Annotated in this window: 1 protein-coding gene; it reads left to right on the top strand. The window is 61.4% G+C overall.

Annotated features, from left to right (window positions below; genetic code table 11):
- Positions 1-223 (top strand): AMP-binding protein (locus MOV74_RS41395; RefSeq protein ID WP_246933157.1); only part of this gene is annotated, 223 nt, incomplete at both ends.

The following is a 223-nucleotide window of genomic DNA, read 5'->3' as shown; positions in this document are numbered from 1 at the left end:
CTATCTCAATGCCGTCAGCAATATCCTCGCCGGCAATCTCGGCCAGCATCCGGTCTATCTCTGGACGCTGCCGATGTTCCACTGCAACGGCTGGTGCTTTCCCTGGACCATCGCGGCGTCAGCCGGCATCAACGTCTGCCTGCGCAAGGTCGAGCCGACCAGAATCTTCGAGCTGATCAGGCAGCATGGCGTCACCCACATGTGCGGCGCGCCGATCGTCTAC

It is taken from the genome of Bradyrhizobium sp. SHOUNA76 (assembly GCF_023006445.1).
Taxonomy (GTDB): Bacteria; Pseudomonadota; Alphaproteobacteria; order Rhizobiales; family Xanthobacteraceae; genus Bradyrhizobium.
Note: the sequence above shows the minus strand (reverse complement) of the source record. Positions and strands in the feature narration are given on the sequence as shown.